The organism is Exiguobacterium sp. s50, from assembly GCF_018618175.1.
GTDB classification, from domain to species: Bacteria; Bacillota; Bacilli; order Exiguobacteriales; family Exiguobacteriaceae; genus Exiguobacterium; species Exiguobacterium chiriqhucha.
Map to the genome: position 1 here is coordinate 1 of NZ_JACSLP010000017.1, position 21,023 is coordinate 21,023.

18 protein-coding genes and 2 riboswitches are annotated in these 21,023 nt (G+C 48.5%); of the genes, 10 read left to right on the forward strand and 8 right to left on the reverse strand.

Annotated features, from left to right (window positions below; genetic code table 11):
* Positions 1 to 106: 106 nt before the first annotated feature.
* The gene (locus KNP68_RS14645) at positions 107 to 349 is read right to left on the reverse strand and encodes a hypothetical protein (protein ID WP_214800034.1); all 243 of its coding nucleotides are present in this window, start codon (positions 347 to 349) and stop codon (positions 107 to 109) included.
* 38 nt (positions 350 to 387) lie between these two features.
* On the opposite strand from KNP68_RS14645, the gene KNP68_RS14650 reads away from it, so the two are divergent.
* Complete coding sequence (locus KNP68_RS14650) at positions 388 to 729, forward strand: mannitol dehydrogenase family protein (protein WP_353047354.1); 342 nt, start codon at positions 388 to 390, stop codon at positions 727 to 729.
* Positions 730 to 805: 76 nt separating this feature from the next.
* Here the strand turns inward: KNP68_RS14650 and KNP68_RS14655 are convergent, their stop codons facing one another.
* On the reverse strand, positions 806 to 3,163 hold the full coding sequence (locus KNP68_RS14655) for a bifunctional diguanylate cyclase/phosphodiesterase (protein WP_251131527.1): 2,358 nt from the start codon (positions 3,161 to 3,163) through the stop codon (positions 806 to 808).
* A gap of 163 nt (positions 3,164 to 3,326) precedes the next feature.
* On the opposite strand from KNP68_RS14655, the gene KNP68_RS14660 reads away from it, so the two are divergent.
* Positions 3,327 to 4,169: a CPBP family intramembrane glutamic endopeptidase gene (locus tag KNP68_RS14660; protein ID WP_214800036.1), complete on the forward strand. Its 843-nt coding sequence runs from the start codon at positions 3,327 to 3,329 to the stop codon at positions 4,167 to 4,169.
* 26 nt (positions 4,170 to 4,195) lie between these two features.
* Positions 4,196 to 4,729, forward strand: coding sequence for a GNAT family N-acetyltransferase (locus KNP68_RS14665; RefSeq protein WP_242686671.1), 534 nt, complete (start codon positions 4,196 to 4,198; stop codon positions 4,727 to 4,729).
* A gap of 25 nt (positions 4,730 to 4,754) precedes the next feature.
* Here KNP68_RS14665 and KNP68_RS14670 read toward each other — a convergent pair whose 3' ends face one another.
* The 3 genes from KNP68_RS14670 to KNP68_RS14680 form a co-directional block, all read right to left on the reverse strand.
* Entirely contained in the window at positions 4,755 to 6,083 is a 1,329-nt protein-coding gene (locus KNP68_RS14670; protein ID WP_131473007.1) for an N-acetylmuramoyl-L-alanine amidase family protein, read from the reverse strand.
* A gap of 196 nt (positions 6,084 to 6,279) precedes the next feature.
* Entirely contained in the window at positions 6,280 to 6,531 is a 252-nt protein-coding gene (locus KNP68_RS14675) for a hypothetical protein (protein ID WP_131473001.1), read from the reverse strand.
* Between the two features lie 62 nt (positions 6,532 to 6,593).
* The gene (locus tag KNP68_RS14680; protein WP_131473000.1) at positions 6,594 to 7,271 is read right to left on the reverse strand and encodes a hypothetical protein; all 678 of its coding nucleotides are present in this window, start codon (positions 7,269 to 7,271) and stop codon (positions 6,594 to 6,596) included.
* 271 nt (positions 7,272 to 7,542) lie between these two features.
* Between KNP68_RS14680 and KNP68_RS14685 the strand changes: the two genes are divergently transcribed.
* On the forward strand, positions 7,543 to 8,805 hold the full coding sequence (locus tag KNP68_RS14685; RefSeq protein WP_214800038.1) for a helix-turn-helix domain-containing protein: 1,263 nt from the start codon (positions 7,543 to 7,545) through the stop codon (positions 8,803 to 8,805).
* A gap of 62 nt (positions 8,806 to 8,867) precedes the next feature.
* Here KNP68_RS14685 and KNP68_RS14690 read toward each other — a convergent pair whose 3' ends face one another.
* Positions 8,868 to 9,185 carry a hypothetical protein gene (locus KNP68_RS14690; RefSeq protein ID WP_131490827.1) on the reverse strand — a complete coding sequence of 106 codons (318 nt, stop codon included), beginning with the start codon at positions 9,183 to 9,185 and terminating at the stop codon, positions 8,868 to 8,870.
* A 201-nt stretch (positions 9,186 to 9,386) separates the two neighbouring features.
* The gene (locus KNP68_RS14695; RefSeq protein WP_251131528.1) at positions 9,387 to 11,225 is read right to left on the reverse strand and encodes an ATP-binding protein; all 1,839 of its coding nucleotides are present in this window, start codon (positions 11,223 to 11,225) and stop codon (positions 9,387 to 9,389) included.
* A 258-nt stretch (positions 11,226 to 11,483) separates the two neighbouring features.
* Here KNP68_RS14695 and KNP68_RS14700 point away from each other — a divergent pair, with 258 nt between their 5' ends.
* The 6 genes from KNP68_RS14700 (at position 11,484) to KNP68_RS14725 (ending at position 19,836) form a co-directional block, all read left to right on the forward strand.
* A complete protein-coding gene (locus tag KNP68_RS14700) occupies positions 11,484 to 12,089 on the forward strand; it encodes a flavin reductase family protein (RefSeq protein ID WP_214800040.1) in 606 nt (201 codons plus the stop codon).
* 172 nt (positions 12,090 to 12,261) lie between these two features.
* Complete coding sequence (locus tag KNP68_RS14705) at positions 12,262 to 13,215, forward strand: AAA family ATPase (RefSeq protein ID WP_214800042.1); 954 nt, start codon at positions 12,262 to 12,264, stop codon at positions 13,213 to 13,215.
* Positions 13,212 to 14,279, forward strand: coding sequence for a DUF58 domain-containing protein (locus KNP68_RS14710; RefSeq protein WP_214800044.1), 1,068 nt, complete (start codon positions 13,212 to 13,214; stop codon positions 14,277 to 14,279). The genes KNP68_RS14705 and KNP68_RS14710 overlap by 4 nt, the downstream gene beginning before the upstream one ends.
* Positions 14,276 to 16,372 carry a transglutaminase domain-containing protein gene (locus KNP68_RS14715; protein ID WP_214800046.1) on the forward strand — a complete coding sequence of 699 codons (2,097 nt, stop codon included), beginning with the start codon at positions 14,276 to 14,278 and terminating at the stop codon, positions 16,370 to 16,372. Before KNP68_RS14710 ends, KNP68_RS14715 begins: the two co-directional genes overlap by 4 nt.
* 39 nt (positions 16,373 to 16,411) lie before the next feature.
* Positions 16,412 to 16,512: riboswitch (purine riboswitch) on the forward strand.
* 111 nt (positions 16,513 to 16,623) lie between these two features.
* Positions 16,624 to 18,147, forward strand: a complete 1,524-nt coding sequence (guaA, locus tag KNP68_RS14720) for a glutamine-hydrolyzing GMP synthase (RefSeq protein ID WP_251128761.1) — start codon at positions 16,624 to 16,626, stop codon at positions 18,145 to 18,147.
* 137 nt (positions 18,148 to 18,284) lie between these two features.
* Positions 18,285 to 18,386: riboswitch (purine riboswitch) on the forward strand.
* A gap of 88 nt (positions 18,387 to 18,474) precedes the next feature.
* Positions 18,475 to 19,836, forward strand: coding sequence for an NCS2 family permease (locus KNP68_RS14725; RefSeq protein WP_021065161.1), 1,362 nt, complete (start codon positions 18,475 to 18,477; stop codon positions 19,834 to 19,836).
* A gap of 20 nt (positions 19,837 to 19,856) precedes the next feature.
* Here the strand turns inward: KNP68_RS14725 and KNP68_RS14730 are convergent, their stop codons facing one another.
* Positions 19,857 to 20,690 (reverse strand): VanW family protein, encoded by an 834-nt coding sequence (locus tag KNP68_RS14730; protein ID WP_029596119.1) that lies wholly within the window; start codon positions 20,688 to 20,690, stop codon positions 19,857 to 19,859.
* Positions 20,691 to 21,023: the final 333 nt, after the last annotated feature.

A 21,023-nucleotide genomic window follows, 5' to 3' on the forward strand; every position in this document is an offset into this window, starting at 1 on the left:
AATTCACTCCCAATATGATTTAGTCCAGTGTACACAAAAAACCTGAGCAATAGACTTTTTTAAGTGTCTACTACTCAGGGTACAGTTTAAGTCGCTTCCCCCTTTTTCATTTGAACATGCGGATGACGAAGTAGAGACAAATGAGGAACGGGATCAAGAACATACTTCCGATCCACTCGCCTTGACCGAATAGGAGCCAGGCGAAGAGCTGGAATGACAAGACGCCGCCGGCAACACGTCCGGCAAAGCGATACGCTTTCGGGCGAAGCGACGGGTCATCCCACCATTCTTTAAAGAACGGGAAGCTGAACAAGAGCGCGAGCGCCAAGAAAAAGGCGGCTGGAAACACGAGAGGCGAAAGAACATAGCCAATACATTCAAAAGATCATCAAACGATTCGAGAATCCGAAGTTGAAAGATGAAGTCTCACGCGTCGCCCGCTCACCGATTCGTAAGCTCGGACCGAGTGACCGGCTCGTCAAACCGGCCCGCGAACTCATTGATAACGGCATCGAACCGAATGAACTGGCCTACGGAATCGCGGCTGCCTTGACCTATTACAACCCTGAGGATTCAGAATCTTCTGAACTTTATGTGTCCATCGAAGAAGACGGCATCGTCTCGACGGTGGAAAAATATCTTCAATTGCATGAGGACGATACGCTGACGAAGCTGATCCTCGAACAATATCACTTGATTCGCGAACAAGAAAAAGCGCAAGTCTCGTAAAACGATTCTCCCGTGCCTGGTGGCATGGGAGATTTATGGCATACAAAAAGACTGCAGCGCAGGGGCTGCAGTCTGATCAAGCGCGGGTCTTTCCAAACTCGATGTACGTCGTGACCGATTTGACATGTTTCACGACGTCCTTTTCAAGAAGTGGACGACTGAAGTAATAACCTTGGACGTAATCACACTGTTCGTTCAGTAACCATTCGAGCTGATCCGACGTCTCTACACCTTCCATGAGCACTTTCATACCCAAGTTATGGCCGAGTTGAATCATCGAGCGAACGATGGCTTCCTGGTTCCGGTCCGTGAACAAGTTGACGATGAACGACCGGTCGATTTTCAATACTTGGACCGGTAGCTCACGCAATTGACGGAACGACGAGTAGCCCGTCCCGAAATCGTCGAGTGAGATTAAAATCCCGAACTGATGGAGCTGGGTGAGTTTCTCTCGCGTCGATTCTTCATATGACAGCATCGACGACTCCGTCACTTCCAATTCGAGGAACATTGGGTCCATCCCGGTCTCATCCAAGATGGCCTGGAGCGACTCGACAAAATCCTCACGCGCGAACTGGAGCGGGGAGACGTTGACCGAAAGCGTGAATGGTTTCACGCCCGACTTCTTCCAATGGACCCAGGCTCGGCATGATTCACGCATGACCCAACTGCCGATTGAGTGAATCAGGCCGGTGTTCTCCGCGATTGGAATGAAGTCTGTCGGTGACACGTGACCGAGCTCGCGGTTGTTCCAACGCAGGAGCGCCTCAACGCCTTCGAGTCGATTTTGCGTAAGTGACACTTTCGGCTGGTACACGAGTGAAAACTCATTTCGGTCGAGCGCCTGCGCGAGCGCCTTTTCGATTTCGACGGTACGAAGGATTTGATGCTTCGACTCGTCTTCGAATTCTTTAATTTGATTCTTACCGGTCCGTTTCGACTCGTGGACGGCGAGGCGTGCGTATTGCACGAGCTCCTCGGCCGACTTCGTATCTTTCGGATAATGACTGATGCCGGCGCTCATCGTCAGTTCGACGGTCGTCCCGTCGATATCGAACGGTTGCGAGATCGCCTTGATACACTTCTCGGCTTTCTGTTTGGCGAGCGTGCTCCGCTTATCAAACAGCAAGATGATGAATTCGGATGAACCGACGCGCGTCAAAATGTCATCCGGGTGAATGGTCACTTGCAGACGCTCAGCGATTTGCATCGTCAGTTCGTCCGAGCCGTGATGCCCGAGCATGTCGCTCAAGAACCGCCAACGATCGATGTCGATGTAGAGACAAGCGACCGGGTCCTCGATTTGAATATGTTCGGCTAAAATCCGTTCGAGCTTATGCCGGTTCGGTAAATCCGTGAGCGTATCGTGATACGCCATATGTTCGACGAGCCGCTGTGAGGCAATTGTCTCCGAGACGTCACGCAAGAACCAAAGTACTTGGTCCATTGTTTCCCCTTTGAGTGGATAACTCGTCACTTCGATCGTTCGGTCATCGATGTCGACGCGCCGTGGTTCATAAAACGGTTGATTGATCGTGAGCGACGGATGATAGTCTTGGAAAAAAGCATCTTCTTCGATTTCGTCAAACAAGCGATAGAAGGCTGTGTTCGCGTATTGAATCATCCCGTCTTTCGTCGTCGTGACGACTGCATCCGTCGTCGAATCAAGAATCGTCGCTTGAATGAATTCTCGTTTGCGGAGATGACGATCGAGCGTGAGTGATAAGAAGAAGATGGCGAACAAGAGAATCGTAATCGCCGTCACGAGCCATGCGAGCAGTGAAGGCTCAATCGCATTGGAGAAAGGTCGATCTGTCTCAACGAACGTGAACGTCGCTGCTAGCATGCCGACGAAATGCATGCCGAAGATGGCGACACCCATCAAAAGGGAGAAGAACACCTTCAGTTCCATATGCATCTTTTTCTGTGTGTACTTCGAAAAGAAGCCAATCCATAAGGCGCCGAGCGAGGCGCCAATCGCAATCAGAATCGATAACGCCGCAAGCCATGGATTATACGAAGTCACTACACCTTGCAGGGCGGCCATGCCGACATAATGCATGCTCGCGATACTGCCGCCCATCACAACACCGGCACCGATCAAAGCGGGGCGGGTCGTGCGACGCGAGACGATCAAGAAGCCGAACATACAACCGGCCATGGCGATGATGACGGAAAATAGGACGAGCGGGATCGAATACGTGACCGGTCGCAACGCCTCATGCGCGAGCATGGCGATAAAATGCATCGACCATATCCCGAGACCGAGCGTCGCACCTCCAGCTAAGATCCACACGTTCTGGACGGAACGGTTCGCTGAATTGACACGCCGTGCCAGCTCGATGGCGGCGTATGCAGAAACGGCGGCGATAATATAAGAGAGAATCACAAGAAAAACATTATGACTCATCGAGTGTTCGACTACTGGTTCCATGTGTACCTCGCTAAAGAATGTATTTTTTATAGTAATTCTAATTATACCCCGCAAAACAAAAGCCCACCTATCATTTTGCTTCACTTGTTGAAAATATTTTTTGCGTGAAATAGGGAAGCCCGGCAGAAAGCGGGTAAACTACGTGTAGAAGGAGGGGGACGCGTTGATTCCGACAAAAAAAGAAATCATTCTGTTTCTCCTCATCGCGTTCGGGTTCTCATGGCTGGCGTGGTGGGGGCTGTATATGTGGACCGGATTACCAATCCAGGTGATTGTCGTGATTGGGGCGTTCGGTCCAAGTCTGGCGGGGAGCTATATGGCGTTCCGGGAGAATGGCTGGTTAGGGGTAAAAACGCTCTGGAAGCGAGGGTTCGAGTGGAAGATGCCCGTTCGCTATTACGCGTTCGGCCTCTTGTTCCTTCCGGCACTGTTTTTGATTGCCTATTGGTGGTCCGATGCCGATGGCGCGTCGTTACTCGAACATCCATGGCTCGTTGTTCCCTATTTCCTCTACATGTTGTTCCTTGGAGGAACAATCCAAGAAGAGTACGGGTGGCGCGGATATTTGCTCGATGCGTTTCAACTGAAAGTCACGCCCGTCAAGGCGAGCCTGTTCGTCGGCGTCATCTGGGCGGGCTGGCATATTCCGCTCTTCTTCATGGAGGGGACGGGGCAGTCATTGATCCCGTTTTGGGCGTATGGCTCGGCGATTCTGGCGTTCACGTTTATCATTTCGTGGCTCTATAACGTCACGACGATGAACTTATGGTCTGTGTTCTTATTGCACACGATGTTCAACGTCTCGTTCACGCTCGTTCCGTTAATTGAGCCGGGCGCGTTCCCGATTGGATTTCTTCACTTGACGCTGTTACTCCTTACGACCGCGATCATCCTCGTCTGGCAGACACACGGCCATCTCGGTTATGATCACCTCGAGCAACTCGAAGCGGTCGAAGGATCGCATCAAGCGAACGTTACCCCCCATCGGGACGCGGGTAAAGACTAGCACGTACAATTCAGGACTAGAGGGAAGTGGAGACATTGAACTTTCGCCCGCTTGACCGCGAAGACGTCAAACCGCTCCAACGACTGTTCATGGAGAGTCTGAGTGACTTGATTCGGCGAGAACAGTTTGAGGATGCCGATCTATTGGATGAAGAAGTAGAGCGATTGAACACGACCGTTCAGGACAGTTTCGAGGACGAGTCCGTTCAAATTTTCGTTGTCGTAAAAGACGGCGTCATCGTGGGCACAGCGGCGATTTTACCTCCCAATGACATCATTACTGCCCATATCGACGTCGAACCGAACACGCCAGAAGTCGGTTGCATGTACGTGTCGCCTACGTCCCAACGTCAAGGGGTAGGTCACTTCTTGATTGAGAACATCAAACGACAATTGTCAGCGAACGGACAGACGGCGTTTTACTTGGATGCTGGCTTCCCGACGTCTCAAGCCTATTGGGAAAAGCGGATCGGGCCGCCGACGTTGACGCTTGACCATTACTGGGGACCTGGCGCACCGCATAAGATTTGGCGTTGTACGACTACAGAAAAAGAGACCTGATCGCATATGCGGTCAGGTCTCTTGCTTATTTATAAGTGCTCATGAATTGATGAATCCCAGAAGCGGTGGCGTCTGCCATCCGTTGCCGGTAAGTGGTGCTCGTCAAATGCGAGCGGTCGTTCGCGTTGCTGATGAACCCGTATTCGACGAGTGTCGAAGGGACGCTGTTTTTTCCGACGACGTAAACGTTTTGATACTTCACGCCACGGTTACGGATTGTCGGGATACGGGCACCGAGTTCACGGTTGATGGCCGCCCCTAGACTCCGGCTAGCCGAGATGTATGGGTTCGTCGTATAGCTTTCTCCGGTCGGCACGAGTACTTCATGACCGTGGTAAGACGTATTCGTCGAAGAGTTGTTGTGAATGCTGACAAAGGCGCTGCCTTTATACGACTTCGTCAATTCGACGCGTTGTGCGAGCGACAAGTAGACATCGTTCGTGCGTGTCATCCGTGCGTTATAGCCATATGTATTCGAGAGCGTACTCGCGAGACGTGCGGCAATGTCGAACGCAATCACTTTTTCGTAAGATGAGCCGTAGACAGCTCCAGGATCGTTTCCACCGTGTCCGGCATCGATCACAATCGTACGTCCCGTGCCTGTGGACGTCGTCGGTGTCGTCGTCGTGGCTGGTTTCAAATACTGTGAAGCGACGTAGCCCGTCTTCCCACCGTAACTGACCTTATACCAAGAGCCGTACTTGCTGACATACTTGACGGTCGAGCCGTTCGGGATGGTCATCAATACCTTGCTCCACGAGGCAGCCGTCAAACGCATGTTCAAGTTGACCGTTGTTTGGTAGGAGGTTGTCGATGTCGTCGTGGTCGGGGCTCCTGTGGCTGATAAGTACTGGGAAGCCACATAGCCCGTTTTCCCATTGTAGCTGACCTTATACCAAGAGCCGTAGCGGCTGACGTACTTGACAGTGGCGCCGTTCGGGATGGTCATCAAGACCGTGCTCCATGAGGCTGCCGTCAATCGCATGTTCAAATTGACTGTTGTTTTGTAGTACGAGGCTGAACTCGGCGTGATTGTCGACGCGCTCGATACTTTTATGTACTGCGAAGCGACGTAGCCGGTTTTTCCGCCGTAACTGACTTTGTACCAAGACCCGTACGTGCTGACATATTTGACGGACGCCCCGGATGGAATCGTTAGAAGAATCGGACTCCAAGTGGCGGCACTCAAACGAAGGTTCAAGTTAGCTGTCGTCGTGTAGGTCGAGGCAGCTTCGACACGGCTCGATTCGAAACCGGTCGGCGTCAAGTCGAATGGGGCGATGGCCATGCCACCAATGACAAGGGAAGAGCTAAGCAACAGTTTCAAGTTCCAAGATGGTTTCGTTCGGTTCAATCGAGATCCGCTCCTTTGTTCGTCGTTCATATGAAATAGCTGTGAAATGAAATCGTCATCATGTCTCCGTTATTATATAAGGAAACAAGAAAAAAATGGAGGTTAATATGTAAATTGTTTTACTTTTTTTCTAAAAGTTTATTTCCAGAGATTCGGAAATAAAAAAGAGACGCGCAAGGGCGTCTCTTTTAAAGGATTAGGCAAGGCGCGGAAGTTCTTCGCCAAGTGGTTTAATTGGGCTATCAACTTTCGCAAGACGTGGAAGTTCTTCACCAAATTGTTTGACTGGGATTGCGAGTTTTGCCAATCGTGGAAGCTCTTCGCCGAAAGGCTGAATTTGAGCATCAAATTTTGCAAGGCGTGGGAGTTCTTCACCCATTGGTTTGATTGAACTGCCTAAAAGTAATACTGCTGCGGCGATGAATAATAGTCCTGTAATCTTTTTCATCGTGAGTCCCTCCATTAATTAGATTGTTATATCGAAAGCTGCGATCTCTAGTGTAATGGTACTCAGTAGTCAGAAACTGGAGATTCTAGTAAATTATATACCGATTCTGATTGTTGGTAAATACGTGATTCCAAATCGCCTATATATTGTTGTGGCATATTCGGTTCATGCAAGATGACTTTGTCAGAGCTTTCTTTAGTGGAAGACGATAAAATAGGGACGTTCGCTTCTTGACTGAGTAGTGTGCTACATAGAGGAGTAAGGGTGTTTTCTAATGATTGATAAGGTTCTGGTTTCCAGCAAATAGACGCTTCAGGAAGAATATATAGAATATGTCCTTCTTGTAACAAAGCTAAACACTGGCGCAGAACTCCTTGGAAATCTCGTTCTACATTTATATAACCAAATTCTTGGAAGTGTTTCTCATAGACGGTTTTTGAACTGCGTTTTAGAATAGAGAGAGACAGTTCCGGTCCGAGAATGTATAGTTTTTTATATGACCGATTTTCTTTGAGCGTTTTGGCAATTAATTGTGGCAAAGTTTGATAGTAGTCAATTTGAAAAGCGTTGATTATGAATCCTTTAGGAGAACGCAACAAGTGGGTCAAATGATCTAGCCCCTCGAACTGATTGCGATCAGCATAGGAATAAGACGCATTAAACAGTGGGGCTTGCTTAGATTGGAAATAAATTTTAGGTTTGATATAGTCTTCTGCAAGTAAAAAGTTTAATTTCCCCATTTGTCATATTCACCTCCATAAAAAATTAAGTAATATATTAAAAACGCACCGAGTGAAGCTTTATACCTAATAATTGAATAGGATAACATTGTTTATAGTTAAATCTTATCATGAATAATATGCCCATCGGACTGTTACTGGTTGGGAAAATCAAAGAGAGGAAACATGTTTTTTTATGATTTTCTTAATGTATTTTCCTAATTAATCGTATTTTAGATAGAAATTATATGAAAAACCATTTGATATTAGGACGAAGGGGCTATCGCTTAAGATGGAATATAACTATGGAAATTTAATCAAAATTGAGCGCATGCGTAGGAATATGAAGCAGTCTGTCTTGGCAAGAGGAGTATGTTCCATTTCATATTTGAGTAAAATTGAAAATAACCAGACTACTCCTAGTGAAGAAGTACTAGAAATGATATTTAAAAGATTAGAAATAGACGTACCACTTTATTACGACTTTAGTGAACAAGTAGAAAAAGTGAAATATGAAATTCAAGGTCTTTTAAAAGAAGCTATCCTATCTAGAAAAGACTGGGATCGACAAAAAGAAGTTGAGAAGTATCTACTTAATCCAGTTGTAAATCAATCTAAAGAATTATATGTAACTTTACTATTGGCGCTAGCGCGATTTGAAATGATGCCTGGTCGAGAGGGGAAGTATTTTAAAGAAATTGGGTGGATTGAAGATCAACTCGATCGTGATGATTTGTTGAGATATGGTTTAATGAGATGCTTAAAACTTTTCAATGAAAATGAAAAAGAAGAAGGCTTAGAATTGTTAGAGCAACTAAACGAACAATTAGCTACTTCGGGCATTTCCGATTGGGAAGTCGCTGATATGAGCTACATTATGGGTGGACTTTATTATCGATGCGCCGATTATTTACAAGCCGTCGAAAACGTGAAGGTTGGTCTCGAATATTTCCAAGATCATTTCTATTTGGAGCGGATTGTAGAGTGCCATTTAATCATCGGATTAGCGCATAAAAGAAGAAAAAGATTCACAGAAGCATTGTCCTATTATCAACGGGCTGTAAAAGTTATCAGTGCTACAGACTTAAAAAACTATAATGGTATGCTTTACAATAACATGGGTGAAGTATACTCTTCGTTAGGTGATCAAGAAAAAGCACTCGAATATTTTATGCGTAGTTTTGAATATAAGCAAGAAGTTAAGAGTAAGTTGTTTAGTGTGTTGTCTTTGATAGAGGGCTACACTAATTATGATAATAGTACAGAAATCCTAAACTGGTTGGAAAAAGGATATGAACTAAAGGGTGACAAAGAAGGACTAGAAGAATTTGATCATCACTTTGAGATTTATAAAAACTGTTATCAAGAACAGGACAAAATTAAGCTGATAGGTACGTTGAAAAAAGCAGTCCAATATTTTGAGCTCTATGATGACTACGTTTATATTGAAAAATATGCTCTTTGGTTGGCTCGTGAGCTTAGGGAAAATGGTAAGTACAAGTTGGCAACTGAGTACTATGAAAAAGTAATCGCTATACGTTCTCAAGCAGATTAACGCCTCTCGAGGCGTTCTTTTTTTGCGCAAAAAAAGAGACGCCCGAATCGTCTCTTGTCGTTTTATGGAGTGGTGAAATAATGAATCGTCCAAATCGGTTCGTTCATCAACGCCTCATCTTCCACATGGCCCATTTGCACTTGTTGGAGCAAGTGAATGATGTGCTTTTGTAAATTGGCGTCGTGTGAGCCGCTCGTCAAAATCCCATCTTCACTTGCGATGATATAAAATCCACCCAATCGCAACGGAATATGATTTCTTACAATCGACACGGCAGTCTGAAGTTCAGCTTGCCCGCCCTGCAGTGGCACGTTTATATCAAAACGGCCCCATTGTTTAAAGTCGCCTACTTCTGAAAACGGTGGGTCGCGATGATCCAACTCCATGACCTCCAATCTTGTCTGTCTCTTCCTTACTAGTATAACTCTTTTTTTAAATTTTACCTGCGAGAATAATGGGAAGGGTATAGTGACGTCGCCTCAGGTTCTCGGTGTTACTCTTTTTCTAGATTATGCCAAAACATTCCTGCAAAAAAGAGAAGCGACGATATAAAAACACGACCGGAATGAATCCGGCCGCGCTCATTGATGAATCGCCTCTTTTGACGTCGGGAGCTCACAGATAAAGGTGCTACCTTCACCGTAGATCGATTCGACATGTAAATGTCCGTCGTGCGCTTTGGCGATCTCTTTACAGATGGCGAGACCGAGGCCTGTTCCACCGATTTTTCGGCGGTCCGAGTTGTCGACTCGGTAAAATTTGCCGAACAAGTTCGGCAAGGCGGAAGAAGGGATGCCCATCCCGTTATCCCGGACTTTCATGACGACTTGTCCTTCGAGTCGTTCCAACGAGACGAGCACGTTGCCGCCTTCAGGTGAATACTTGATGGCGTTACTGAGCAAGTTACCGAGCAACTGCCGCATTCCTTCTAAGTCAGCTTCGATTTTGAAGTCTTGTCCGACGTCGGCATCGAGGTGTAAATGATGCGAGTCGGTCGTTTCTTGATAGAAGCTGATGCTGTCACGGGCAAGTTCGAGAAGGTCGACCGTTTCCCATTCGAACGTCTGTTTCCCGGCCTCCATCTTTTGCAGGTCGAGGAAGTCGTTTACCAAGTAGGAGAGACGCTTCGTTTCGTCATGGATAGTCTTCAAATACAATTCGCGACGGTTTTCTTTTAAGTCACGCTCGAGCATCAGTTCCGTGAACCCATAAATCGATGACAAAGGGGTTCTCAGTTCGTGTGAGACTGTTGAGACGAGCTCTGACTTCATCCGGTCAATTTCGGTCTCGGCCGTCACATCACGCAACACGAGCATCGTGCCGTGAATCTTCCCATCCCGGTAAATGCTCTCGGCATATACTTGAAGGAAGCAATCGCCTTGATCGAGCGAGATGGACAGGCCATCTTCTGGCGGGTCTTGGTCGAACACGCGCTCGATGTAGCTAATAAAACGATCCCGTTGATCGACGCGTTCCGCCCACTGTTCGATATCGATCGAGACGGTAGTCAGTTGCTCGTAGCCTTGATACTCGAATTGCAACTCGTCGAACATACGGATGAATGCGCGGTTTCCGACAACGCTGTTCTCCTCGTAGTTGAGGTATAAGATGGCTTCACGTACTGAATTGATGAGCTGAGCCGTCTCTTTCCGGTCTTGTTGCATTTGGCGATAAAGTTGGGTCCGCAAGAGAGAAATCGCCAACTGGTTTGCAAACGCGTTTAATTCCGAAGTTTCGCTCGCGTCGAACTGTTCGTCGTAGCACGTTAAATAAAGACATCCGATCATGTTGCTGTCTGACGGGTCTTTAACGGGGATGACCGTTTCATGAATGTAATACGGGTATTCATGAATTTCGTCGGCAATCTTTTTAGATGTCGCTTCTAACGATTTAGAGATCATGACGCGTTTCAACAGAAGAGACTTGGTCTTTAAATCTTCTTGTTGATCTTCCGTCATGCCTTTTGGTACGACTGAAACAATTTCGCCGTCCTTGATGAGAAGTAGAGCCCCGAACTCTGCTTCAGTCAACAAGACGATTTTTTCGATGACCGATGAATAATCAAAGAGTGACTCTTTCGAGGCGAGCACTTCAATCAGTTCGTTACGGTACTGCAGTTTTGTTTCGTTTTGTTTAGATACTTCGAGCACCGACTGCATCTCTTGTTGCTTCGCATGCATCTTTTCATTTTGAGTCGATATCCGTTTGATGAGCGGTCGACCAATCAATAAGATGGCACCGATAAACATGATGAGGCCAATCATCCAAATCCAACGCAACGACAACAATTCAGTGGGTGATACCGCTCCGTCTCGAACGACCCAAGCGCCAATTGCCGTTAAGACAAGACTCATAGCACAGACTCCGTAGAGGATGCCGAGTATTTGACGACTGTTCAATTGTTCAATCCACTTGCCCATAATACGCTCTACTTCCTTCCTTAACTAAAACCATCTTCAATTCAATCGTCATAACCGAAATATACAAAAAGAAAAATCAGATGAACACCGAACTGCTCAAGCGATGTGCCATCAGATGATTGTCTGTTTAATTGTCATATCTAGACGGATATACCCCGTATTTCATCATCCTACACATTCCGATGTGCTCACGTTTGACACGTCCGCTGTGAACGGGATAGTTTGAACCTATAGTCGAATCCAAAGGAGTGCTATCGTATGCTATCGATTGAACCTTCAGCTTTAACCGAACGTGACGCGTATAAATTTTTGATTGGAAGTGTCGTACCGCGCCCAATCGCATTTGTGACGACACGAAACGGAGAGACGATTAACGCCGCCCCGTTCAGTTATTTCAATATCGTCGCTTCCGAACCACCACTTCTCTCGGTGTCGGTTCAACGGAAGGGCGGTGTCATGAAAGACACGGCTCGCAACGCTGTCGCGAACGAAGAACTCGTCATCCATATCGTAGACGAAACGAATGTGACCCTCGTCAATGAGACGGCAGCCAATCTAGGACCCGAGGAAAGCGAACTCGAGCGGACGGCCTTCACCATCGTGCCTAGTGACGTCGTGGAGACACCGGGTGTGAAAGAAGCCAAAATCCGGATGGAGTGTAAACTTCACCATCACGTGCCAATCGAACACGATGGCGTCGTGACAGCGGACTTGTTGATCGCTCGCGTCGTCCGTTTTCACATCGAGCCAGCGCTTTATCATGCTGGACGCATCGATGCGGAACAACTGGCGCCGGTCAGTCGTCTCGCCGGCAACTTTTATGCGACCCTCGGGGACACTTTTGAAATCGAACGTCCAAAATAAACGTCATGGCGCCTGCTCAAATCAGAGACAAGGCGCCTTTTTTCGGGTAAAGAATGGAAAACCGATTGGCGTGATGGTTTTCTTTCACACGAGCGCTTGAATATGTCACAATAAAGTCAGAACATTCAATTTTCGAACGCTTCAGCGATTAGAGAAAAAAGGGGAGTCGGCTATGTCCTATCGTCCAGCCATTCAATCGATCATCAATGCCATTGAAACGGTGATTGTCGGGAAAGAAGATGTCATCGCAAAAAGTTTGACTGCGTTGCTTGCCGGAGGTCACGTATTGTTAGAGGACGTGCCCGGGGTCGGGAAGACGATGCTCGTTCGTACGTTTAGTCGTGCCATTGATTTGGATTTTAAACGCGTTCAGTTCACTCCGGACATGTTGCCGTCCGACTTGACGGGGATCTCGATGTACAATCAAAAGACAAAAGAGTTCGAGTACCGTCCGGGACCTTTGATGGGGAACATCGTCTTGGCTGATGAAATCAACCGGACCTCTCCGAAAACGCAGTCGGCGTTACTCGAGGCGATGGCGGAGCGCAGTGTGACCGTCGATGGGGAAGTCAAAATCTTACCTTCCCCGTTCTTCGTCATGGCGACACAAAACCCGATTGAACATGAAGGAACATACCCGCTCCCGGAAGCCCAGCTCGACCGATTCCTTCTTAAAATCGAGATGGGGTACCCGTCGTTCAATGAAGAAATCTCTTTGTTGACCCGTTTCGAAAAGGCAGAGCCGCTCGAGGCGCTCCTAAGTGTCATCACGAAACACGAAGTCGAACAGATGCAGCGTGAAGTGCGTGACGTGCATGTCTCGAGTGCGGTCAAACAGTATATCGTCCGCTTGATCCATGAGTCGCGCAACGACCCGAACACGTACCTCGGGGGTAGTCCGCGTGCGACGCTCGCTTTGATGAAGGCAGCTCAGGCGTGGGCGTATATCCATAACCGTGATTTCGTCTTGCCAGATGACGTGAAGGCGCTCGCAGGTAGTGTGCTCGGTCACCGTATCTTGTTGACGGCAGAGGCGCGTTATAAAGGGAAAACGGCCGAACATCTTGTCAAAGGTTGGCTCGACTCGCTACCGGTCCCGATGGATCGTGAGGTCAAAGAAGTATGAAAAATTGGATGAAGCTGTTCCTCGTGTGGGCGGCGGCATTCGGACTTTACGCGTTCGCCCGGATCGAAGGGAGTATCGTCGCCTCGACACTTTGGTGGTCATTTTTCGTTTTGGCGGCGTATTGGACAATCTTTATGATTTACCCGGTCACGGCAGCCAACGTCTCGCGGCGAATCACGACGAAACGGCTCGTCTCGGGACAAACGATGGACGTAGAACTGCAAGTGGAGCGGAAATACCCGTTTCTTGTCGGGGTCGTCACGTTAGAAGAGACACCACCGCCTCGTCTCGCTACATCGACGGACGTGATTGTTATCCCGGTCGACCGCTTTTTTCGGCGAACAGAGACGGTGCATTACGAAATCGAACAGATTCGACGCGGCATCCACGTGTTCGATCGGACTGTCCTTCACGTGCGAGACGTGTTCGGATTGTTCGACCGCAAACGGACGTTGCGACTCGAGACGGTCGTTGAAGTCTCACCTGCTGAACTTCCGTTCGACTTACCGCGTGACGAGCAAGTCGGTGGGCGAGGCGAACAGTATCGCCGCACGCGCACATATACCGAGGTTGCCAATACGACGAGTGGTGTCCGTGAGTATGCGGCCGGGGACCGCATCGGTCGAATCGATTGGAAAGCCTCGGCTCGACGCGGAAACTTAATGACGAAAACGTTCGACCAAGAGCAGGAGAAGAAACTGTCGCTTGTCTTTGTCCCATCGACAACGGCTGGGCATGAAGAAGCGTTCGAACGTTCATTGTCGCTTCTCGTCGGTGCAATCCGACAACTCGAGCGGAAAAATCTGCCGTTCGAACTGTATGTCATCGAAGAGCAGGTCCGTCTGTTCCATTTGCCGGACCAAAGCGCAGAGGTCGGCCATTACTTGCTGACAGCGACACCGGAGCCGGAAGGGCGCCTTGTCGAACGAGTGAAGCGCAACCTGCCGCAAGAAGTGGGGAACTTGATTTTGATTAGCCCACTCGAGACGAAATGGGTGCGTGAGATCATGAATGAGACACAAGGCAGCTATCATTTGTACACGGCGAACGAGGTGACGACATGACGACATGGTTGAAACGAATCGTCTATACGGCGCTTGCCGCCTACTTGTTGTCATTTTGGGTCGAGCCGATTGTGGGCAGTACGACATTTGATGTCAATTGGCCGTTCTTGTTCCTGCTTCTCGTTCCGATGTTTGCGAGCTTGTTGCCTTGGTATGGTTTCATTGGTGTGGTCGTCTTCAATTTCTTTATCGTCTTGTACGTGTACCACGGGAGTATCCTGGATTGGTTCGGTCTATGGTTAGAGGATTTGAGCGGGGTACTGAGCGGGGCTTTGCCGGAAGAGGCGATTTTCTTCTCGGCGATGGCACTCATCGGGGTACTGTTCGCCATCCTGGTCGGACGCACGTATCCGAGCTATGGCTTCGTTCTCGGGATGATCGTTTCGACGCTCGGACTGATGGCTTACTTTGACACGTGGACGCTTTATGACGGGGAAGGGAAGATTTTACTCGCAATTTTAGCATCGCTCTTATTGCTCTTCGTCACCGACCTGGCGAAACGACCGAGCAAATCGCTCGTCCGCTATGTCAGTATCGCGCTCCTCGCTTCGGTCGTGTTGGCGCTCGCGAGCGTGTCGCCGACAATTGAAGGGGATTGGTCCGATCGGTTGACGACGAGTTTCCAAAATGCTGGGAACGATGAAGGCTCAGGCAGCGGTCGAGTCGGCTATGGGGTGAACGATGAACAACTCGGCGGACCGTTTGAGCAAGATGACGGCATCGTCTTCATCGCCCGTGGTGTGCCGGCGCGCTATTGGCGCATCGAGTCAAAAGAGATTTATACGGGGAAAGGCTGGGTCGAGTCCCCGGTCCTCGATTCCGAATATAACCGCGGACAACTCGTCGACCAAGCTGTCGATACGACACCGGAACAGGCGTTGCTCCGATTTGACCGGCGCCAAACGTTCGTCCCGTATGGTGGAGAATACCCACAGGCGACGGAGACGGACAATGGCACCGAATTCCGAGTCGGGAATATCGAAGAACCGTTTCCGAACGAGACGATTCACATCCGACCGTCCGGGAAAATCGTGTTCGACAATGACGGGCAAACGACGCCTCAGACGATTCAACTTCGCTACAGTGTCCCTTCCTTCACAGAAGAGCAACTGGCGTTGAATGAGCCGGTGACGACGTTGACGGAAGAAGAGCGGCAGGCGTACTTACAATTGCCGGACTCACTTCCGGATCGGGTCCGCGACTTGTCGGCCGATATCACGGGCGACAGTGAGACACCTTACGACCAAGCCCAAGCAGTCCAAGCCTACTTCCAATCTGGAGATTTCCAATACAATACGGAAGATGTAGCCGTCCCGGAAGGTGATACGGATTACGTCGATCAATTTTTGTTCGATACGTTAATCGGGTACTGTGACAACTTCTCGACCTCGGCTGCCGTCCTTCTCCGGGCGAGCGGAGTGCCGACGCGTTGGGTCAAAGGTTTCACGATGGGTGATGCTCGCGGGATTATCCAAGGGGAAGAAGAATACACGGTCCGGAACCGTCACGCTCACTCATGGGTAGAATATTTCGTGGAAGGCGCAGGCTGGGTCCCGCTCGAGGCGACCATCAGTTTCTCGGACGCCAACTTGCTTCAAGTCGAGACGGAGGACGAAGCGAATGCAGACGATCCAGCGGCCAATGATCCACAAGCGTCGCAAGACGACGAGCCGACGAATCGTCCGCAAGAAGATTTGGCACTCGATGATGTGACGTCGGGAGAGGCGGCAACGGAGAACTGGAATATGCCGGTGTGGGGTTGGATTGTGATTGTCTTTACGGTCGCCGTTCTCGTATGGAACCGAAAATCGATTGAACGCCTCGTCATGATGCTTTGGTGGACACGGCGTCCATTGAATGAAAATCGACTCGTCGCCATGCATCGATATCTAGTGAAACGACTCCGCGGAGCAGGCTTCAAAGTCGACGGGCGCACGCCGTCCGAACTCGCCGCAGAGGTCGATGCTTATTATGAATCGACGGAAATGACGAGATTGACCCGTTTGTTTGAACAAAGTATCTATGCCGAAAAAATGCCGAATTCAAAATATAAAGAATATTGGAAAATCATGATTCGTCGAATTATGAGTTGAAGTAGGCGGATGCATACAGTAAGATAGACGCATTAGTTAGATAATTGAACAGCAATCCTTCGTATATACTCGCGAATTGGCGCGAGAGTCTCTACCGGACCACCGTAAATGGACCGACTATGAAGGAGCACGTTTCGTATACACAGAAAAGGGCGTGCTTCTTCTTCGGTTTAGTGAATCCGTGGGAGAAGCTCGCTCTTTTTTTGAGAAGAAGGCAGAAAGGTGGAGGTTTTGTGAAAATAGAACAAGAGATGATTTTGGTGCTCGACTTTGGAGGCCAGTACAACCAGTTGATCACACGTCGTGTACGTGACCTTGGCGTATATAGTGAGCTTCATTCCCACAAGATGACCGCTGCTGAGATTCGTGAATTGGCTCCGGCCGGGATTATTTTCTCGGGTGGACCGAACAGTGTGTACGCGGAAGGCGCATATCGCTGTGACCCGGAAATTTTCGAACTTGGCATTCCGATTTTCGGAATCTGCTACGGCATGCAACTCATGACGCATCACTTCGGTGGACGTGTCGAACGAGCGGCACATCGCGAATACGGAAAAGCGACGCTCTTCTCGACACCGGAAGCGTCGGCGCTCTACAAAGGTCTCCCGGTGGAACATACGGTTTGGATGAGCCACGGCGACCTCGTCATGGAAGCACCGCCAGGATTTATCGTCGATGGGACGAACCCGTCATGTCCGGTCGCTTCAATCAAGAACGATGAACTCAAAATGTACGGCGTCCAGTATCACCCGGAAGTCCGTCACTCTGAGTACGGCAACGACATCTTGAAAAACTTCATCTATGAAGTGTGTGGTGCCAAAGGTGAGTGGTCGATGGAGAACTTCATCGATATCGAAGTCGAGAAGATTCGCGAGATTGTCGGTGACAAGCAAGTTCTTTGCGCGTTGTCAGGTGGCGTCGACTCATCGGTTGTCGCAGCGCTCGTTCATCGTGCCATCGGCGACCAATTGACATGTATGTTCGTCGACCATGGTTTGCTTCGTAAAAATGAAGCGGACAGCGTCATGAAGACGTTCGCGGACGGTTTCAATATGAAAGTCATCAAGATTGACGCGCAGGAGCGTTTCATGGCGAAACTTGCCGGCGTTTCAGATCCGGAACAAAAACGAAAAATCATCGGCAATGAGTTCATCTACGTGTTTGACGAAGAAGCGTCTAAACTTGTGGACATGGACTTCCTTGCCCAAGGTACGCTTTACACCGATATCATCGAGAGTGGAACGGACACGGCACAAACAATCAAGTCGCACCATAACGTTGGTGGACTACCGGAAGACATGAACTTCACGTTGATTGAGCCACTTAACACGCTCTTTAAAGACGAAGTGCGTGAACTCGGGACTGAACTCGGGTTACCGGACTATATCGTTTGGCGTCAACCGTTCCCGGGACCAGGTCTTGGCATTCGTGTTCTCGGTGAAATCACAGAAGAGAAACTTGAAATCGTGCGTGAATCAGATGCGATTCTGCGCGAAGAAGTGAAGAAAGCCGGTCTCGAACGTGATATTTGGCAATACTTCACGGTCCTTACACCGATTCGTTCAGTTGGTGTCATGGGCGACGAGCGGACGTATGACTATGCGGTCGGCGTACGTGCCGTCACCTCGATTGATGGAATGACTTCAGATTGGGCCCGCATTCCATGGGATGTACTTGAGAAAATCTCGGTTCGTATCGTCAACGAAGTCAGTCACGTCAACCGTGTCCTGTACGACATCACCTCGAAGCCACCGGCAACAATCGAATGGGAATAACCACCAGAGGGGAGAAATCCCCTCTGTTTTTGTTTGGTAAATCCGAACAATAGAACGAAATATTTGATTAAAATCCGTCATTTGTGTTGACATTCGATTTTGCCGTTGTTAAGATAAAAACGTTCTTATCATATCCGAACAATTAAAAATTATTTTGCCGTATAATATCGGGAATATGGCCCGAGAGTCTCTACGAAATCACCTTAAATGATTTCACTACGGCGAGACATAGATCAGGGACGTATGTCCCTGTATGTTTCGCGTGGGGTCTCCGGTTATCAATCGGGGACCTTTTCTCGTTTTACGGCGAGCCAAGGAGGAAAACCAATGAGCACACAGCTCAAGCAAGAACCAAATCACCAACCATCAGGAAACCGGATTGAACGTTACTTCCAGTTGAATGAACTTGGAACGAACATCAAAACGGAATTGATTGCAGGATTCACTACGTTCTTGGCAATGGCTTACATCTTGTTCGTTAACCCGAACGTGTTAGGTGCAGCAGGAATGGACATGGGCGCCGTTTTCGTGGCAACCGGTCTTGTCGCCCTCGTCGGTTCTGTCATGATGGGCTTGTTCGCCAACTATCCGATTGCGATCGCTCCAGGTATGGGACTTAACGCCTTCTTCGCGTACAGTGTAGTTCTCGGCATGGGTATTCCATGGCAGACGGCACTATCAGGGGTTCTCGTTTCTGGTTTGTTCTTTATCGTTTTAACACTGTCAGGTATTCGTGAGACAGTCGTCAACGCAATTCCGGGACCACTCAAAATGGCGGTCGCGGCAGGGATTGGTTTCTTTATCGCCTTTATCGGTTTGAAAAATGCAGGTATCGTCGTCGCCAACGAAGCGACGCTCGTCGGTCTCGGTTCACTCGGAACAGGGACGACACTCCTTTCGGTGTTCGGTCTTGTAGTGACAGCATTGTTAATGGTTCGAAATGTAAAAGGTGGTATCTTCATCGGGATGCTTCTCACGGCAATTGTCGGGATGATCTTCAATCTTGTACCGACACCGACTGCCATTTCAGACATCATCTCGGCACCACCGAGCATGTCATCGACGTTCGGACAAGCGTTCATCAATTTCTCAGAAGTCTTCACGGTCCAAATGCTAGTCGTCATCTTGACGTTCTTCTTCATTGATTTCTTTGATACAGCGGGTACGCTCGTAGCGGTAGCTCGTCAAGCAGGAATCATGAAAGACAACAAAGTGCCGCGTGCGAGTAAAGCGCTCATGGCTGACTCAACAGCAACAGTGGCAGGTGCAATCTTTGGGACATCGACTGCGACGTCATATGTAGAATCGTCGGCTGGTGTAGCGGCCGGTGGTCGTTCGGGCTTGACGGCTGTATTCGCAGGTTTGTTCTTCGGATTGGCGCTCTTCTTCTCGCCACTCTTGGCAGTCGTCACATCGGCGGTCACAGCCCCTGCATTGATTATCGTAGGAGTACTCATGGCTTCGGCTTTACTCGATATCGACTGGAGAAAGCTAGAAATCGCGATTCCTTCATTCATGACGATTCTGATGATGCCCCTCACTTCGTCGATTGCGACGGGGATTGGGCTCGGATTCATCTTGTATCCGCTCATGATGATCGCGAAAGGGAAGACGAAAGAGATTCACCCAATCATGTACGGCATGTTAGTGATCTTCTTGGCTTACTTTATATTCTTGCCGCACGCGTAATGAAATGAAGCCGACTCGGTTTATGAGTCGGCTTTTTTGTATGCAGTGTTTTCAGGTAAGAAGGGGTCGTACATGGTTAAAGCATGGTTTTCTGTGATGAACTCATTTCGGATGAATGTGCCATCTTGGGAGAAGACGCTTCTAAATATTTGGTTATGCCGAACTGTTCCACCCCACCATTCATTCGTGAAGTGGTGGTTTTCTTCATATATCTCATATTGAACGGTTGGTGGGATATTGGACCGCCATTGCCCTACGAGATAATCCCCCTCTATATATAGAAGGAGTTGAAACGTCTGTGCCGTCCGATTGGTGATTTGAAGGTCTAAATAGTTGTAGGAACATGTGGCGCCACTCCCAAAAGGTTGGTCCCTTCGTGAATCAGGGAAGACATCATAACTGTGGCGGTAACGCTCGGTCACTGTGAGTGGGCTATGGAGCGTGATCCAATAAATCAAGTTGGATAATTGGCACAATCCGCCCCCGGTTCCAGTCGTGACCTTTCCGTAATGCAAAATCATTCCGTCCACATAGCCCTTTCGTTTTGTAGGTCGCCCGATGGCTTTCCAATATGAGAGCACTTCATTTGGAGAAACGATGATGCCATTTAACTGTTTAATGGCGATATTAAGATTAATGACTTTATTCTGTTGCATTTTGAGATCGATATCTCGTAATTTTCGGTAGAGTGGGGTGCGGTGCTCATAGATGAGGTGGGGCAGTGGTGCAGTATCTCGTTTAGAAGTGTACCGTTTCTTATCCGTCATCCATTGTGTTCGGCGTTTTAATATGTAATACTGTGTTCCTGCCCAGATGCGCAGGTTCGATCGTTTCTTTGGCTGCAGTTGGAGCATCAAGTGTCACCTTCTTATAAGTTGGTATTGATGAGTATTCGTCGACAGGGAAAAATTCCCTTCTCCAATACAATAGATGCGAGTAAGGGGACGAGAAAATCTTTTAAAGTTTTTTTAGAATAATGCTTGCCATGTGATAGAAAGGGATGCTATAGTTATCTCTGTTGCCAGCGCTGCTTACAACTTAGTAAACAAACTGGTTGACACACAATAATGATAAATGTTATTATCATTTAGTCGCCAAGAGCGACAGACGAACTTTGAAAACTGAACGATGAGGCAAAAAAAGTTTTACAATTTTTGAATGAAGCGCAAGCTTCGTCATTTTTAAAG

Coding starts and splice junctions, on each gene's coding strand:
- KNP68_RS14680 (WP_131473000.1), bottom strand. CDS start 7,271: ATGGGGAAATTAAACTTTTTACTTGCAGAAGACTATATCAAACCTAAA.
- KNP68_RS14675 (WP_131473001.1), bottom strand. CDS start 6,531: ATGAAAAAGATTACAGGACTATTATTCATCGCCGCAGCAGTATTACTT.
- KNP68_RS14655 (WP_251131527.1), bottom strand. CDS start 3,163: ATGGAACCAGTAGTCGAACACTCGATGAGTCATAATGTTTTTCTTGTG.
- guaA (WP_251128761.1), top strand. CDS start 16,624: ATGATTTTGGTGCTCGACTTTGGAGGCCAGTACAACCAGTTGATCACA.
- KNP68_RS14700 (WP_214800040.1), top strand. CDS start 11,484: ATGCTATCGATTGAACCTTCAGCTTTAACCGAACGTGACGCGTATAAA.
- KNP68_RS14685 (WP_214800038.1), top strand. CDS start 7,543: ATGGAATATAACTATGGAAATTTAATCAAAATTGAGCGCATGCGTAGG.
- KNP68_RS14705 (WP_214800042.1), top strand. CDS start 12,262: ATGTCCTATCGTCCAGCCATTCAATCGATCATCAATGCCATTGAAACG.
- KNP68_RS14695 (WP_251131528.1), bottom strand. CDS start 11,225: ATGGGCAAGTGGATTGAACAATTGAACAGTCGTCAAATACTCGGCATC.
- KNP68_RS14715 (WP_214800046.1), top strand. CDS start 14,276: ATGACGACATGGTTGAAACGAATCGTCTATACGGCGCTTGCCGCCTAC.
- KNP68_RS14725 (WP_021065161.1), top strand. CDS start 18,475: ATGAGCACACAGCTCAAGCAAGAACCAAATCACCAACCATCAGGAAAC.
- KNP68_RS14710 (WP_214800044.1), top strand. CDS start 13,212: ATGAAAAATTGGATGAAGCTGTTCCTCGTGTGGGCGGCGGCATTCGGA.
- KNP68_RS14730 (WP_029596119.1), bottom strand. CDS start 20,690: ATGCTCCAACTGCAGCCAAAGAAACGATCGAACCTGCGCATCTGGGCA.